The 15,480-nt window shown below is 72.5% G+C and carries 12 protein-coding genes; 2 read left to right on the top strand and 10 right to left on the bottom strand.

Features of this window, described 5'->3' with window-relative positions; all coding sequences use genetic code 11:
• Positions 1–28 precede the first annotated feature (28 nt).
• Positions 29–1,042, bottom strand: coding sequence for an ADP-ribosylglycohydrolase family protein (locus ACRWK8_RS24330; protein ID WP_431872976.1), 1,014 nt, complete (start codon positions 1,040–1,042; stop codon positions 29–31).
• Between the two features lie 184 nt (positions 1,043–1,226).
• Here ACRWK8_RS24330 and ACRWK8_RS24325 point away from each other — a divergent pair, with 184 nt between their 5' ends.
• Entirely contained in the window at positions 1,227–3,008 is a 1,782-nt protein-coding gene (locus ACRWK8_RS24325; protein ID WP_431872975.1) for a PASTA domain-containing protein, read from the top strand.
• A 196-nt stretch (positions 3,009–3,204) separates the two neighbouring features.
• Here the strand turns inward: ACRWK8_RS24325 and ACRWK8_RS24320 are convergent, their stop codons facing one another.
• The 3 genes from ACRWK8_RS24320 to ACRWK8_RS24310 form a co-directional block, all read right to left on the bottom strand.
• Positions 3,205–4,068, bottom strand: coding sequence for an SDR family oxidoreductase (locus ACRWK8_RS24320; RefSeq protein WP_431872974.1), 864 nt, complete (start codon positions 4,066–4,068; stop codon positions 3,205–3,207).
• Between the two features lie 220 nt (positions 4,069–4,288).
• Positions 4,289–6,424: a helix-turn-helix domain-containing protein gene (locus ACRWK8_RS24315; protein WP_431872988.1), complete on the bottom strand. Its 2,136-nt coding sequence runs from the start codon at positions 6,422–6,424 to the stop codon at positions 4,289–4,291.
• Positions 6,409–7,236, bottom strand: a complete 828-nt coding sequence (locus ACRWK8_RS24310) for a 3-hydroxybutyrate dehydrogenase (protein WP_431872973.1) — start codon at positions 7,234–7,236, stop codon at positions 6,409–6,411. Before ACRWK8_RS24310 ends, ACRWK8_RS24315 begins: the two co-directional genes overlap by 16 nt.
• Before the next feature lie 248 nt (positions 7,237–7,484).
• Between ACRWK8_RS24310 and ACRWK8_RS24305 the strand changes: the two genes are divergently transcribed.
• A complete protein-coding gene (locus tag ACRWK8_RS24305) occupies positions 7,485–8,795 on the top strand; it encodes an extracellular catalytic domain type 1 short-chain-length polyhydroxyalkanoate depolymerase (RefSeq protein ID WP_431872972.1) in 1,311 nt (436 codons plus the stop codon).
• 82 nt (positions 8,796–8,877) lie between these two features.
• On the opposite strand, the gene ACRWK8_RS24300 is transcribed toward ACRWK8_RS24305, so the two are convergent.
• The 6 genes from ACRWK8_RS24300 to ACRWK8_RS24275 all read right to left on the bottom strand — a co-directional run bounded on the left by ACRWK8_RS24300 (position 8,878) and on the right by ACRWK8_RS24275 (position 14,649).
• The gene (locus ACRWK8_RS24300; RefSeq protein WP_378747100.1) at positions 8,878–9,123 is read right to left on the bottom strand and encodes a hypothetical protein; all 246 of its coding nucleotides are present in this window, start codon (positions 9,121–9,123) and stop codon (positions 8,878–8,880) included.
• A 143-nt stretch (positions 9,124–9,266) separates the two neighbouring features.
• Positions 9,267–9,749: a MarR family winged helix-turn-helix transcriptional regulator gene (locus ACRWK8_RS24295; RefSeq protein ID WP_378747101.1), complete on the bottom strand. Its 483-nt coding sequence runs from the start codon at positions 9,747–9,749 to the stop codon at positions 9,267–9,269.
• 209 nt (positions 9,750–9,958) lie between these two features.
• On the bottom strand, positions 9,959–11,788 hold the full coding sequence (locus tag ACRWK8_RS24290) for an AMP-binding protein (RefSeq protein ID WP_431872987.1): 1,830 nt from the start codon (positions 11,786–11,788) through the stop codon (positions 9,959–9,961).
• A 673-nt stretch (positions 11,789–12,461) separates the two neighbouring features.
• Positions 12,462–13,133, bottom strand: coding sequence for a hypothetical protein (locus tag ACRWK8_RS24285; RefSeq protein ID WP_431872971.1), 672 nt, complete (start codon positions 13,131–13,133; stop codon positions 12,462–12,464).
• A 224-nt stretch (positions 13,134–13,357) separates the two neighbouring features.
• A complete protein-coding gene (locus ACRWK8_RS24280; protein WP_431872986.1) occupies positions 13,358–13,846 on the bottom strand; it encodes a DUF6114 domain-containing protein in 489 nt (162 codons plus the stop codon).
• A 71-nt stretch (positions 13,847–13,917) separates the two neighbouring features.
• The gene (locus ACRWK8_RS24275; protein WP_431872970.1) at positions 13,918–14,649 is read right to left on the bottom strand and encodes a DUF6230 family protein; all 732 of its coding nucleotides are present in this window, start codon (positions 14,647–14,649) and stop codon (positions 13,918–13,920) included.
• Positions 14,650–15,480: the final 831 nt, after the last annotated feature.

Raw genomic sequence — 15,480 nt, 5'->3', positions numbered from 1 at the left:
GCCGCGTGTTCGCCAACGGACGCCCGACCTAGCCCCCGTGCCGCCGCACGATCTCCCCAGTCAGCCGCGTGAGCCCGTCCGCCCGATAGCCCGGCCAGCCGTGCACCGCCGCCACGTACTCCTCCGGAACGGCGGAGCGACCCCACCGGGCGCCGACCAGGGCACCGGCGATCGACGCCACGGTGTCGGTGTCGTCCCCCGCGCGCACCGCCGCCCACACCGGGGCCGCGTACCGGTCCGGGTCCCCGGCTTCCACGGGGGTGTGCACGATGGCCGACCACGCCGCCTGGAGCGCGCGCACCACGAACCCGTTGGGCGAGAACGCGTGCGGCGGGGCGCCCTCGGCCTCGGCCAGGTACCCGGCCCAGGCGTCGCGGGCGTGCGGCTCCAGTAGGTCGAGCCCGGAGCGCGGCCCCTCGTCGGACCCCCACACCACGGCCCGCCGGATCGCCTCGCACCACAGCACGCACGCCTCGGCGGCGAGCGGGTCGCCGTGGGTGAGCAGGCTGTACACACGCGCGGTCTCGGCCAGCTGGTCGCGGTCGCGGAGATGGGCCAGGGCCAACGGGGCGGCACGCATCAGCGATCCGTTGCCCGCGCACCGCTCCCCCGCGCCGAACATCCGCGCGGACAGCCGGATCATCTCCTCGGCGGCGCCGGTCCGCCCCGTGCTGTCGGCGGCCAGGGCCCGTTCGGTGTCACCGAGGACCCGGGCGGTCTGCGCGCCGATGTCCGTGGCGCCCTCGCGACGCCAGGAGAGGAAGGCGCGGGCGGTCTGGTCCAGGGCCGCTCCGGAACGGGGATCGTCGTGGTCCCGGAGCGCCTCCGCGAGGCACACCGCCATCTGGGTGTCGTCCGAGTACTCCCCGGGGGCGTAGGGCCCCAGGCCGCCGCCGACCATCGCGGGAACCTCCCGCTCGGACAGCCGGGCGGCGAACTCGTAGGGCACACCGAGCGCGTCACCGCACGCGGCCCCGAGCAGGGCCCCGGCGGCCCGATCGTCCAGGCCGTCCCGGTCGGGGTCGTCGCCAAGGGTGTTCATGGGGCCTCACAGGAGGGAGGAGGGGTGTCCGGCCGACTCTACTCCGTGGGTCGGACGCGCGGCCTGGCCTCGGGAGACCGGGGATTCGGACACCTGACACCGCGCGCCCGGTCCGGGTGCTTCTGTCCGTATCCGGCACGTTGGGGGAGGGTCCGTGCGGTTTCGGCGCCGTACAATCCGACTCATGGAGTCCCCCACCCCCTCCCCACCCACCGGTTCCACGCTGCACGGACGCGTCCTCGTGGGCGCGCGTGTCGGTGGTGACGGCTCGGTGTCGGTCCATGACGGACACGACACGGTGGCGGACGAGCCCGTCACCGTCACCCTCCTCGCCCCGGACCTGGTCGCGGACCCCGCCGCCGTCCACGCCTTCCTGGGACGGGCCCAGACCCTGGCCGGACTCCGGTCCCCCGGTCTCGTGCGGGTGCTCGGAGACGGCAGGGACGGCGACCACGTGTACGTGGTCACCGCGTCCACGCGGGGAGAGCCCCTCGGAGAGGTCCTCGGCGGGGGCGACCAGGGACTGCGCTACGGCCCGCACACGGCCCTGACCATCGTGGCCGACGTCCTGGAAGCGCTCCGGACGGCACACGACGAGGGTCTGGTGCACGGCGGCCTCGCCCCGGACGACGTGGTCCTGGCCGCCGACAACCGGGTCACGGTCACCGGGTTCCGGCTGCTGGGAACCGAGGACCTGACCCCGCGCACGGACGTGCGCGCCGTGGGCGCGCTCCTGCACACCCTGCTGACCGGTGACCTCCGGGTCGAGGAGGGGGAACCGCTGCGGCCCTCGGCCACCGTCCCCGGACTGCCGCCGGACCTGGACATGCTGGTCTCCAACGCCACGGAACCCAACCCCCGCTACCGGCCGCGCGACGCCGGTCAGTACCTCACCCTGGTCGAGCAGGTGCTGAGGTCGCTGCCCCGACCCCGGACCGAGGGCGGCGACGTCACCCAGCCGATCCCGGTGGTGGACGCCGAGGCCCTCGCCGCCGGAGGCTCTCCGGCGCGGGCCGAGGGCACTCCTCCCTGGCGGCGACTGCCCGTCCTGGTCGGAGCCGGGGCCGTGGTGCTGGCGCTGTGCGTCGCGGGATGGGCCCTCGTGCCGGGAGACGCCGCCGAACTCCCCGATCTCACCGGGTTCTCCCCGGAGATGGCGGAGGTGGAGCTGGCCGCCCTGGACATGGAGCTCACCTTCGCCTACGAGGACGCCTACAGCGAGGACGTCGACCCGGGTGAGGTGGCCGCGACCGAACCGACGGCCGGCACGGAGCTGGAGGGCGGCGAGGCGATCCTGCTGTCGCTGTCCGTCGGGCCGCGGCACGTGGAGGTGCCGGACGTCGTGGGCGGTACCGAGAACGACGCCCGCACGCTGCTGCGCGAGGCCGGGTTCACCGAGGTCGAGGTCGTGCAGGAGCACTCCGCCGAGGAGACGCCGGGCACCGTCCTGTCCTCGGTTCCCGAGGTCGGGGAGGACGGCGACCGGGAGGAGGAGGTGACCCTGCACGTCAGCGAGGGGGTCATCGTTCCCACGCTGGTGGGGATGGCGCAGGCGGAGGCCACCGAGGCGCTGGGCGGGCTCGGTCTGACCGTGTCCGTGGTGGAGGCGCCGAGCGAGTCCGTCGCGGAGGGCGCGGTCAGCGGCCAGGACCCCGAACCGGGCACGATCCTGCCCGAGGACGGCGCCGTCACCCTCACGGTCTCCACCGGCCCCGAGGTGGTCGAGGAGGAGACGGAGGACGCGGAGGACGGCGGCACCGCCGAGGGTGGGTCCGGGGAGGACGGTGACCAGGCCGCACCCGGGGGCTCCTGCTCCGGTTCCGCCTGGGACGCGGGCACGATCTACGACGAGGGCGACCGGGTCCACTACGAGGGGCGCGTCTACGAGGCGCGGTGGTGGATCCAGGGCTTCCCGCCGGACCTGGGCGGGGAGTGGGGCGCCTGGTCCGACCAGGGGCCCTGCTGACCCCCTCGGCTCCGGGCGCCCCCTCGCACCCGGAGCCGACCGCTCCCCCGCCACGCCCCCTGGTCAGTGCCCGAGGTCGGACCCACCTCGGTCTGGCCGGTTTCGGGAACCTGACCGGCCTCCGGACCTGACCGGCCTCCGGACCTGACCGGTCTCGGGATCGGGCCGCGCGAGTGCTCTCCGGACCTGATCATCGTCAGGGTTCGGCTCGGTCCGGGGTGAAGTCGGCGACGTGGTCGCGGGCCCACTCCCGGAAGCTCAGGGCGGGACGGCCGAGCACCCGCGCGACGTCCTCGGACACCTCCTCGGGGATGTCGACGTTGACGGTCCAGTGCTCGATGATCTGGTGGGCGAACTCCACCCCCACCTCCAGTGACAGCTCCACGAGGGCCTCGTCCAGCGGCTGCTCCTCCCACCGCGCGGGGATCCCGACCTCCTCCCCGAGCACCCGCACCTGGTCGGTCTGGCTGACCACCTCGGGCCCGGTGACCAGGTACGCCCGACCCGCGTGCCCGTCGTCCACCAGCGCCCGCACCGCCATCGCGGCCACGTCCCGTTCGTGCACCAGGGAGCGGGAGGCCGCGCCGAACGGGGCCCGCACCACTCCCCGGTGCACCTTGTCGGACCAGGCCAGCGCGTTCGTCGCGAGCCCGGTGACCCGCAGGAAGGTCCACGCGCGGGCGGATCTCCGCACGGCGCGCTCCACACCGCCCCACACGCCTCCGGTCTCCTCGGCGCCGGCGGCCGAGAGGTAGACCACCCTGCCGACCTCGGCGCCCAGGGCCTCGACCACCTCCGCCGCCCCCTTCGCGGCCGCATCGGTTCCCGGCCACACCAGGTAGGCGGCGCCCGCGCCCCTCGCCGCCCGCGTCACGTCCGCCGGGACGGTGACGTCCCCCGCGACCACCTCGACGCCTTCGGGAAACCGAGCCCGCTCCGGATCCCGGGTCAGCGCACGGACCGGCACCCCCTCGGCGAGCAGTCCCGCCACCACGTGTCGGCCGGTGTTGCCGGTGGCTCCGGTGACCAGGATCGGCTGGGACGTCGTGGGCTGGGTCATCGTGTCTCCCCTGTGGGTGGGCGCCGGACCCCGGGGCCCGGGGGTCTCCTCGACGGGACCCGGAGACCACTCCACTCCCTCAACCAATGTTGAGGTCAACCCCCCGGGGTGCCGTGGACCCGGGAACGTCGGCACACCGGTACCCGGCCGGGCCGCCCGGACCGCACCGGGCCTCACCTGGAGGCCCCCAGACGCGGGTCCCGTCGACGGTGCGGTCCCGTCAGGTGTGGTCCCGGTCGCCGAGCAGGTCCACGCCCTGGTCGAGCAGACCGTGCAGGTGCAGGGCGAGCTGTAGTTCCAGCGCACGGTCGGGGAGCTGCCAGTCCGCGCCGATCAGGTGACCGATCCGCTCCAGACGCTGCGCCACGGTGTTCACGTGGATGTGCAGGTCGTCCTTGGCCCGGGACAGGTTGCCCCCGGCCGCGAAGTAGGCGCGCAGGGTCTCCACCAGCAGGGTGCCCCGCTTGGCGTCGTACTCCAGGAGCGGTCCCAGTGCCGCCGTCACGAATCCGGGCACGTCCCGGTCCTGGCTCAGCAGCAGGCCGGAGAACCCGAGGTCGTCAGAGGTGGCGGCGTCTCCGTTCCGGCCGAGGGCGCGCAGGGTCTGGACGCACCGCACCGCTTCGGTGAACGCGTCCCGGAAGGTCTCCGGGCCCCGGGTGGGCCCGGCCGACCCGGTCGTCACCGGGCCGTTGGCGGCGGCGGACAGCTCCGCCGACACCCGTCCGCCGACCTCCGCCGGGTCGGAGCCGGGCAGCGCCAGCACCAGTCTGCCGCCCCGCGAGGCCGCGAGTCCGCCGACCGTCTCGGCGGCGAAGGCCGCCGCCGAACGCAACCGCTGCGGGTCTCCCCCCGGGGCCTCCGCCACCACCAGCACGTGCGGGGTGTCCAGGTCCGCGTGGAGCAGCGCCGCCCGCTGGCGCAGGGACACCGGATCGCGCGCGGGCACCTCCAGGAGTTCGTTGAGCAGGTCGCCGCGCACCCGGTGCTCGGTCTCGCTCACCGAGCGGCGGATGAGCAGGAGCAGCGCGGTCACCATGGCCGCCCGTTCCAGCACCCTCTGGTCGGTGTCGTCCAGCTCCACCCCGCGCAGGACGAGGGTGCCCAGGGGCTCGGCCCCGGCCGCCGCGGCCGCGACCCACGTGCCCCCGACCGACACGGCCCGGCCGCTGGCCAGGGAGGAACGTGCAGCCCCGGTCAGATCCACGCCCTCCTCGGGCCCGGAGCCCTCACCAGGTACGTGGTCGGTGCCCGGGTGCCGGAAGGGCTGTGGGGAAGGGTGGGCGGAGTCCCGGTCGGCGGGGAGGACCGGGGAGCGATCGGAGGGCCGCGGGTTCCCGCCCGAGCCCACCGACCCGCCGATCGTTCCGGGAGCGGTCACGCTGGTCACACCCTCCGGGGACGCCGTCACCACCTCGTCCGAGGTGCGGTCGTGAACGCACACCGTGCCGCCCAGGACCTCCGCGACGGCCGAGGCGACCTCCCGCACCCCTCCCCCACCCAGTACGAGGTCGGTGAACCTGTCGTGCGCCGCCGCCGACCTCTCCACCGACGCCGTGTGCCGCTGCAGGCGCTCGTTCACGGTGTGCAGCTCGTCCAGGGCCCGCCGGGTGTCGTCGATGAGGTTGGCGTTGTCGATCGCGATCGCGGCGTGTGTGGCCAGCGACGACAACAGCGCCACCTCCGAGTGGGCGAACGGCCGCTCCCGGCGGTTGGCGGCGAACAGCACCCCGACCCGACGCCCGTTCATCCGCAGCGGCACTCCGAGGATCGCGACCAGGCCCTCCTCCCGCACGGCGGTGTCGATGTTCTCGGCGTGCTCGAACCGGGGGTCCGCGAAGTAGTTGGCGGTCACGTACGGCAGCGACGTGCTGGCCACCAGGCCACCCAGCCCCTTTCCCGGGGCCAGCCGGAGCCGCTGGAAGGCCGCCGAGACCGACCCCGACGTCACCCGCATGTAGGTGTCGCCCGCCTCCGGGTCGCTCAGCGTCAGGTAGGCGACGTCCGTTCCGAGCAGGTGCCGTGCCCGCTCCACGATCGCCCGGAGCACCTGGTCGAGGCTGCGCATCCCGGCGAGGTCGTTGGCGGTCTCGAACAGCGCGCTCAGTTCCGACTCGCGCCGCTGCCGGTCCCGCAGCACCGCCCGTACCCGCAGCGCCGCCAGCTTGGCGTTCTCCAGCGCGGCGACCGTCTCCGCACCCGAACCGTCCGAGCGCGCACGGAGCACCGGACGCTCGTACTCCACGGCCGGGGCGTCTCGCAGCAACAGCTCCAGGAAGAGCGCCTGCTGCTCGGCCCCCGATCTCTCGCGGGAACCGGCCTGAGGGTCAGGGGTGGTGTTCAGCTCGAGCTCCAGGCTCCGTCGATGGGCAGGGACGCCCCGTTGACGAACGACGCGTCGTCGGAGCACAGGTAGGCGACCATCTCGGCCACCTCCGAGGGTTCGATCAGCCGCTTCACCGGGGTACGGGCCAGCAGGACCTCCGAGATCACCTGCTCCTCGGGGATGCCGTGGGCCTCGGCCTGGTCCGCGATCTGCTTCTCCACCAGCGCGGTCCGCACGTAGCCGGGGTTCACACAGTTGGAGGTCACACCGTGTGGGGCACCTTCCAGGGCGACCACCTTCGAGAATCCCTCCAGCCCGTGCTTGGCCGCCACGTACGCGGACTTGTAGGCGGAGGCGCGCAGCCCGTGCACCGAGGAGATGTTGACGATCCGGCCCCACCCGCGCTCGTACATGTGCGGCAGGGCCCCGCGCACCAGGCGGAACGGCGACTCGACCATGAGTCGAAGGATGAGGGAGAAACGCTCGGGAGGGAAGTCCTGGACGGCGGCGACCGTCTGGACCCCGGCGTTGTTCACCACGATGTCCGCCCCCCGGGCGGCCTCCTCGGCGGCGTCCAGATCCGTCAGATCCAGCTCGACCGGCTCTCCCACACCCTGTTCAGCGAGCTCGGCCAGGGCGGGACCGTCGACGTCGACCATCCGGACGGCGGCACCGGAGGCGGACAGACGCAGGGCGCACGCGCGACCGATTCCACTGGCGGCGCCGGTCACCAGGGCCGTCCTCCCGGTGAGGGGGAACCGCGTGGTCTGGGGAGCGGGAGGAGCACCCGGCTCCGAAGGGGGACGGAGGGAGGGTTCGGACGGGAACTCGTGCGTCGTCATGCCAGCAAACTAGGTGCGGCTCGTGAACCGGGGGACGGGGACCGGAGACACACCCCGTTGGACGTCCATGTGGGTTGGGCCCATGTGCGCTCGGGGGCTGTGGGCTTCCCACGCGTCGGCGGCCTGTGATCGGCGTCTCGTCCACATGTCGCTTGGATCACATCGATTCTAGGCTTGCGGGCACCGACGCGACCGAACCACACGGTCGCCGATCGTCCCGCTCGCCGTTCGTCCCCCGGAGCCGCACCATGCACTCCTCCCACTCCTCCCCTCCCCCCGTTCACCACTCCCCCGCCGTCTCCGTCGCGCCCGCGTCACCCGGCGCCTCCGTGTCGTCCCGCCCCCGGCCGGGCCTCCTCCGGCACGCGGTACCCGTCCTCTCCGTGGTCACCGTGCTCCTGATGGCGGTGGCGGTGCTGGTCGTGGCCGCACCGCGGGCCTCGGCCGCCGAACTCTCCCCGGTGCCCGCCTTCGGCACCAACCCCGGCGCGCTCTCCATGTACGAGTACGTCCCCGACGACCTCCCCCAGGGGGCTCCCCTGGTCGTCCTGTTGCACGGTTGCACCCAGGACGCCGCGACCTACCACCGCAACTCCGGCTGGGCCGCGCAGGCCGAGGAGTCCGGTCTCGCCCTCGTCTACGCGGAGCAGCGGACCGCCAACAACGCCAACCGTTGCTTCAACTGGTTCGAGCCCGCTGACGTGGCCCGCGGCTCGGGAGAGGTCCGTTCGGTGGCCTCGATGGCCGAGCACGCCATGGCCCGACACGGTCTGGACGCCGGGCGCGTCTTCGTCTCCGGTCTTTCGGCCGGCGGGGCGATGACGGCCGAGCTCCTCGCCGCCTACCCCGATCTCTTCGCTGGCGGCAGCATCGTCGCCGGTGTCCCGGTGGGCTGCGCCAGCGGCACGCTCGACGCCTTCACCTGTATGAACCCGGGCAGAACCCTGACCCCGCAGGAGTGGGGCGACCGGGTCCGCGCCAAGCTGCCGGACGGTGCCGACCCGCCCCGGGTGGCGGTCTGGCACGGGACCGCGGACCACACCGTGGTTCCGGCCAACGGGCGGGCCGGCGTGGCCCAGTGGGTGAACGTGTGGGGGCTGCCCAGCTCCCCGGACGGCGCTGAGGGTCTGCCCGGATCCACCACCGCCGAGTACTACGGCGGTGGTGGATCCGCCGACGCGGCGGTCGCGTCCTTCTCCGTGGCCGGGATGGGGCACGGAACCCCGGTCGATCCGGCGTCGGGCTGCGGCACGGCGGGGGCGCACTTCCTGGACACGGTCTGCTCCACCGGGTACACCGCGCGGTTCTGGGGTGTCGGGGGGATCAGCGGCGGAGAGCCGACGGAGACCCCCACGGAGGAGCCGACCGAGGGGCCCTCGGGAGCGTGCGTGACCGCGAGCAACTACGACCACGTCGCCCAGGGCCGGGCCGAACACCGTCAGGGCCGGGCCTACGCGCTGGGCTCCGGGGACCCGCTCGGTCTCTGGAACACCGCCGTGCGGACCTCGCTGACCGAGTCGTCTCCCGACCACTGGGACCTCACCCCGGGAGGTTGCTGAGTCGGTGAGGGCGGTCGCCGCCGCGAGGGCCGACCTCGCGGCGGGCGGACCTCGCGGTGCGGCACGTGGGACCGTTGAGAGGTCAGAATCCGGTCCCCGTCCCCTCGGAGTCCCGGGCCAGGTGGCCGAAGTGCGCCGTCACGGCCCCCAGGGCGAAGTGCGCCGCCTGGTGCTCGGTCATCGGGACGATTCCGGCGGGAACCTGGATCCTGAACGGGAACTCGTCCTCGGGGCTGATCCGGAAGTCGTCGATCACCCCTTGCGAGAGCAGGAGGGTCAGGGCCTCGCGGACGTGGCCGTTACGGTTGTCTGAAGCCCAGATCGCCATGGTGCAACGGTAACCCGAAGAGGCCGGAAAGCCGGTGCGGACGGGCTTTCCGGCCCGTCCGCACGCTTTCCCCTCGGACCGTGGGAGGACGGGCACGACCCCCGTGGTGCCCGTCCTCCCGGCCGCTCCCCGAAGGGGGTCGACTAGGGATCCTCGACGCGGGCCTCGCCCGCGAGCACGTGGGCGGTCAGTCTGCGCAGCGCGAGTCTGGTCGCCTCGAACTCCTCGGGGGGCAGGTCGATGACCCGTCCGATGGCCTCCGGGATGCCCCTGGCGCGGGCCCGCAGCTCGGTCCCCGCACCCGTGGCGGTGACCAGCACCGAGCGTTCGTCGGCGGGGTCGCGTTCCCGGAACAGGAGGCCGTTGGTCTCCAGGCGTTTGAGCAGCGGCGTGAGGGTGCCGTAGTCGAGTTGCAGCACCGCGCCGATCTCCTTGACCGCGCACTCCCCGCGTTCCCACAGGAGCATCATCACGAGGTACTGGGGGTAGGTCAGGCCGAGCGGATCCAGCAGTGGGCGGTAGAGGTTCGTGACGGCACGCGAGGCCGCGTACAGCGCGAAGCACATCTGCTCGTCGACTGCCGGGAGTTCGAAGTCGCCCGTCGGGGCGGGGGATCGGTCGGGCATCGTTCCACATCGTAGTAACCACGCACCCGATGTCAAAGCCCACAATTGCCTTGCGCGCAAGCAAAAATGGGACACGGGGGACCATGCGTGCGCAACGGGCACCAAGCGCCTGCGCGAGGAGCCGAGGGGGTGACCACGGCCCCGATGCTCAGGTGCCAGTGGCCCGCCCCGTCAGCGGCCCGCGCCGCCGACGCCCGAACCCCGCGGCGTCACTCCTCCGCCTGGCCCGGAGTACTGCTCGGCAGCCGCCGCTTGACCACCTTCCCCGTGGCGTTGCGCGGCAGCTCCGCCAGCACCACCACGTCACGCGGCACCGAGAACCGGCCCAGGGCCTCACGGACGTGCATGCGCAGGTCGTACGGATCCACGGTCTGCCCCTCGTACGGCACCACGTAGGCGGCGAAACGTTGGCCGAACTCCTCGTCCGGGACGCCGGTCACCACCACCTCGCGCACCGACGGCATCGTCACGATCGCCTCCTCCACCGGCCTCGGGAAGACGTTCTCACCACCCGACACGATCATGTCGTCGTTCCGCCCGGCCACGTGCAGCAACCCGTGGGCGTCCACGTAGCCGCGGTCACCGGTCTCCATCAGCCCGTCCGCGATTCGTTTGGTGTTTCCGTTGGTGTATCCGTCGAAGAGCATTTCGTTGCCGACGTGGATGGCGCCCCTGCTTCCCCGCGGTACCTCCTCGCCCTGCTCGTCCAGCACGGCGATCCTCGTTCCGAGGGGAGGCCGACCCGCGGTGGTCGGGGCCAACCTGAGGTCCTCCGGGGTCGCGATCGTCGCCCACGACACCTCGGTCGACCCGTACAGGTTGTAGACCACGTCCCCGAAGGCGTCCATGAAGTCACTGATCAACTGCGGGCTCATCGCCGACCCGCTGCACGCCACGATCCGCAGAGTCGAGGTGTCGTACCGGTCCCGGGTCGACCGGGGCAGGTCCATGATCCTCCGCAGCATGACCGGCACCGCGAACAACACCGTGCACCGCTGTTCCTGGACCGTCCGCAGTACGTCCTCCGGCTCGAACAACCGCCGCATCACCAACGTCGCCCGCATCGACATGCCCAGCTGGACCCCGGCCAGCCCCCAGGTGTGGAAGACCGGAGCCGAGACGAGGATGCGGTCCCTGGAGTTCAACGGGATCCGCGACAGGACGGAGGCGGCGTCCTGGGGTCCCTTCGGTGTGGGCCGACGCGCCCCCTTCGGAGTTCCGGTCGTCCCCGAGGTGAGCACGATCAGCCTGCCGGGACGCTCGGGTGGCGGTGGATCCGCCTGCTCGTGCTGGTCGGCCCGGCCGGTTGAGCCGGGCGAGTCGACCCGGCCCCTCCGGTCGCCTTGTTTCGGCGCCCCGGCGACCAGGGGATTCGTTGGTCCCGGCCGACCGGAGCGCGCGGATTGCGTTGGCGACCCGGTCGAGCCGGTGGGCCCCGTGGACCCCGGCCCCTTGACGGGTATCCGAGGCCCCGGAACGCTCGGTTCGCCCCAGGCCGTCACCCGGGGGATCTCCGGAGGCAGGTCACGGTACAGCTCCTCGAACTCGGCGTCCGCGATCAGCAGCGACACCTCGTTGCGACTGACCACGTCGGCCAGGGGACCCGCGGCCAGCCCGGTGTTCAGGAGGACGGCGTCGGCACCGAGGCGACCGCAGGCGATGGCGGCCTGGACCAGCCCGCCGTGGTTGCGACACAGGATGCCCACACGGGTGTCCTGACCGACGCCGAGGCCGTGGAGGTCCCGGGCGAGCGCGCGCCCGAGCAGGTTCATCTCTCCGAAGGTCGTGCTTCCGGACTCGTCGATCAACGACACCTGGTCGGGCACGCGTTCACCGGCCGCGGCGTAACCTCCCGCGATGGTGGCTCCCCAGGTCCGCAAAGCGCGGAGCTGGCGGACGATTCTGTCCGGACGCCCGGGGGAGAGGACCCCGGCCCGCACCAGGACCCGCGCGACCTCCAGCGTGTGTCGGAGCTTCGACGAGGTCGAGGGAGGGGGTGGCGGAGCCGTCGTCCCGGGATCCGACGGATCGGGCGGAATCGACCCGGTCGACGGGGTGGGCCGTTCCGGTGGGGTGGGCGCACTGCTGGCTGGGGACGCCATGAGGTCTCCGAGGGGGTACGGGGACGGGCGAAGCGGTCCGCGCCCTCCGGGGAGCCTTCGCCTCGTGACTCCACGGAGTACTGCGACCGTAGGCGAGGAGGCCACGGACTTTCTCCGTCGTCAGGTGAGTGACTACTGGTGCGTAGTTGTCACCGGAGAGTGGGTTCGCCGGTCGCCGGTCGCCGGTCGCCGGTCGCCGGGCCCTGGCGCGGTCGGTGGGGGAGCGGCGGTGACCGGAAATGTGGTCGGGTCTCATGTCGCTGGGGTGAGACGTTGATGCCGTGGCGTCGTGGTGCGGCGGCGCCGGGGTGCCTTGCCGTGGGGGAGTCGAGGAGTCGCCGAATCGAGGAGTCGAGAAGTCGACACGGCCGGGGGAACGGTCCGAGGGGACGGCCGGGCCAGCGTGAGGCACGCGTGGCCCGGCCCCGTTCGTCGGTCGCGGACACGGCGGGGGGACGGGCGACCTCGCGGAGCGGGGGACCCCGGCGGGCGAGGCCGCCCGGTGGTGAGGGGAAGCCCCGGGGAGCCGCCCCTGGTGAGGGGTGGCCGGCCCCGGGACCGACCGGAGGAACGACGCGGCGCGGGGACCGTGCGGTACGGCCCCGCAGGATCAGCCGCTCACGGTGATGGGGCTCGCGGAGTCGTCCGCGTTGGTCACCGCGTAGGTGGCGGTGAATCCGGCCTCGCTGACGCTGGGGCAGCCGAAGCCCCCCTCCACGTCGACGGCGGTCGTGGTGTCGAAGGCCAACGTCGAAGCCGGGTCGCCGTTGGTCCACTCACCCTCGATCGGCGCGTCCGCGTCGGGGCTGACCGTGGCGGTGCAGGTGGCCAGACCGGACGTGTTCACCACGATCCCCGCCGCCGGAACGATCATGGTGGCGAGGGAGGGCGAACCGTGCTGCATCGTCATCTGCCAGACGGGATCGTTCACGGTGACGGTCGCGTTCACGAGAACCACGTCGGTCGTGCAGTCCGTGAAGTTCGGGGCGTTGATGGGGCCGCCGACCGCGCCGTCCGGGTCGTGGTTGTCCGGAGCGTCGGGAACCAGGTTGTTGCCGTTGCCGGGGGCGGTCGCGGACACGTCACAGGTGATCGTGACGTCCCCGGCGGTGAAGACGGCCGATCCGACGAGTTCGGCGGTGAAGGCGGCGCCCGCGGGCTCGACGGTGGTCGGGCCCTGCTGCTCGGCGAGGGCGGGGCCGCCCCAGCTGAGGACGAGCGCCGCGACGGCGGCGACGGCCAGGCAGGAGCGGGTGCGGGATCTCGGTCGCGGAACCGACATGAGTACTCCTTGGGTGGGGTGGCCGGGCGACTCGGGGGAGGGACGCCCGGCGCGACGGGGGGTGTGCACGCGCCGAGTAGGTGGACGTCACTTGCCGGACGGGGGACCCGGGACGGGTGGACGGGGATGGGCAGGGGTGTGGTGCCCACTCGCCCCGGGGGGATCGGTGGCGGTCCTGGGCTTCGCTGACGCCCTGTTCGGTGTCTCGCGGACGGGCGGGCCGGTCAGGAGGCCGTGGGGTCGGGACCCCGCCCCGGGCGCGGAGCCGGGTCGGGAGGGCGGTCCGAGCCTGGGCCGGGGGCCGCGACTCCGGCTCCGGCCTCGGCGGGACGTGGGTCGGGATCGGGGGTCGGGCTCGGCTCCGACCCCGACGGGGGTTCCTGTCCTCCGTGGTGCCTACGGCGACGACCGCGCCGTCGCCGGGGCGGTCGTGCGACGGGACGCCACGCGAAGGCCATACCGCCCCCGACCAGCGCCAGCAGGGTGCCGACGACGAGGCCGCCGAGGTTCGACAGGATCAGGGCTCCCAGGGCGATGAACCCGGCGAAGCTGCCGGTGATCACGTGTTGGTTCGGGGTGAACCAGGTGACCAGGCCCAGGACGACCAGCATTCCGCTGAAGACGAGGGTGGAGACGGCACCGATGCCGAGGTGGAGCATCAGCTCCACGGGGATCCGGGTGACCAGGACCATCTCGACCCCGGCCAGGATCATCAGCAGGCCCGCCAGGAACGGGCGCCGCCTGCGCCACCTGGTCCACGCCGCCCACGGGGGTCCGCCCCTTCTCAGAAGCACTCGGCGTCCCCTCGGGAGACTCCGAGGCTGAGGTTGTGGAGCTTGAAGGTTCCGGCGGAGGCGGCCCGCGCGGTCTGCTCCAGGCCCTCCACGTGGATGGTGTCGGACTGCATGCCGAACAGGTCCGTGTGGCCGCGTCCTGAGCCGAGGCCGTCGGGGCCCTTGTCGAGGGTGGAGGCGTCACGGCCGATCTCCATGTTGGTGAACTCGGCGTTGCCGTCCATCTGCTCCATGTCGATGACCAGGTCGGAGGCCTGAACCGGTGTGCCAGCGTCACCGGCGGTCAACATGAGGGAGATCGAGCCGACCAGGGGGAACTCCGTGGTCAGGACCGACTGGCACAGCCCGGTGATCTCGGCGGACCTGATCCCGGCCGTGGCGAGGGGGACCGGTTGGTCGCGGACGGTCGCGTTGACCCAGCCGAACTGGGTGAAGCCCTCACCGTGCATCTCGTCCGCCGCGATCTTGAACTGCTGGCCGGAGATGCTGAACGAGGCCGCCAGGGCCCCGCTGGCCATGGCGACGAGGATGCCTCCGACGGCCGCACCCGCGGGGACGCAGAACAGGGCGAACCGCTTCCAGCTGGTGTGACTCCCGGGGGACTCCACGGTGTTCGAGGCGGGGGTGGGGTCCAGGGTGCCGGAGGAGACGGATGCGAGGGAGGAGCGGGGACCGGTCGGGTTGGCGGCGCTGTGACGGTCATCGGGGGAGGGGGAGTACATGCGAGTCCTTCCAAGGGTGCATGGCCGCGTTGCGCCCGCCGTTCCCCCGAACTTCCGGCACGCGGCCCGGCCTGACCCTCTCCGTGTGGGCGGGGTCGAAGCCAGAGCATTTCTTTCGGTGACGCTGCACATCATGTATCGGGATCGACAGGATGACAAGGGAGCCACGAGAATTTTCCGCGCTTTCTCGAAACCCGGGACAAAGGAGCAGGTGCTGCCCGAAGTGCGGCTCTGACGTGCGGGAATGATGGAAGGATCATGTTGGGTGCCGTCGGTCTGGAACGGTCGGTCATGGAAGTGGAGGGACCTCGGATATGCGTCTCCCTTTGTCATCGTGATGAGGAATACCCGGGTCGGACTTCCTCAATGGGGTGAGTGGAAATGGTTCCCGAGGGGACACGGAAGCGGGGAGTGCCGTATGGGAGCCGCTGCCCGGGACGAACGGGGGAGGGGCAGGCGGGTGGCGGGAGACCGCGGACGGAACCAGAGGAACGGGCGCGCGTACGCGCGCGGGTCAACGTGCGAGGCAAGCGGGGCAAGGTGGAGTCCGCTGGGCGGCGAGGAGTGGCAGAGGAGACCCCCCCTGGGGGTTGGGGCCGGTGACCGGGGACACAGGGGTTCGGTTTGCCTGGGGTCTGGGCGGGGGGTAATGTTCTCCAGGTCGCCGCGAGACGGTGAGCGGCCCGCGAGGGTCGACTCGAAGCCGGGTCGCGATCTCAGACATCCTCTCCGAAACACAGCGGTTCGAGCACTGCTCGGGCCATGTAAACTCGGAGAGTCGCTTCAAGGAAACGAGCAAAAGCCGCAAGGTAGCAACTCGGAACCAAACGA

It is taken from the genome of Nocardiopsis eucommiae (assembly GCF_965344335.1).
In the GTDB taxonomy this organism is placed as follows: domain Bacteria; phylum Actinomycetota; class Actinomycetes; order Streptosporangiales; family Streptosporangiaceae; genus Nocardiopsis; species Nocardiopsis eucommiae.
The sequence above is the reverse complement of the archived record's forward strand: the minus strand, read 5'-3'. Positions and strand labels throughout refer to the sequence as shown.